The organism is Mesorhizobium sp. M7A.F.Ca.US.014.04.1.1 (assembly GCF_003998745.1).
Classification (GTDB): Bacteria; Pseudomonadota; Alphaproteobacteria; order Rhizobiales; family Rhizobiaceae; genus Mesorhizobium; species Mesorhizobium ciceri.
Map to the genome: position 1 here is coordinate 1 of NZ_RZRW01001408.1, position 522 is coordinate 522.

A 522-nucleotide genomic window follows, 5' to 3' on the forward strand; every position below is an offset into this window, starting at 1 on the left:
AGAGCGTCTCCGCAAAAGGCCTTCGAGATGGATGCCACTCGCATCATTGTGTCGGCATTCGGCTCTATGCCGGATCCGCGGACCGTTTCGCCGAAACCGGCAAACGCCGTCTCGCCGTTGCGAACGCCGGCGATCACCAGGCCCGGCGCGCCTGAACTCACAAAAGCGAATGTACCGGTGAATTCGACCGATTCGTCCAGCAGCCGATCGGCGTTTGCAGGACTTGCGCAGGTAAGGACGGCAGCGGCAAGGAAAAGACGTAAGGGTATTGTGCGGGTGGCGGTCATCGGCTTCGAGCTCACCATTTCGGAAATCAGGGCGGACTGTCCACTGCCTTTTACAGGGCGATCACTGTGGCCAGTCAACAACAGAGAGGTCAAGCGGCAGCACGTCTTCCAGTTTCTGGGGCGGGACGCGCGGCGTAAGCGTCATCGGCGATCCGGTCGCTTCCGCCTTGTCAAAATCCTCGGTGGTCTCGCCGACCGCGGTGATGGTAAAGCTGTCGAACACATAGGGGAGGCC

Annotated in this window: 1 protein-coding gene; it reads right to left on the minus strand. The window is 60.5% G+C overall.

What is annotated here, in order from left to right; genetic code table 11:
• On the minus strand, window positions 1-287 hold a 287-nt coding region (locus EOA22_RS36815; protein ID WP_164756345.1), incomplete at its 3' end, for a serine hydrolase.
• Window positions 288-522 lie beyond the last annotated feature (235 nt).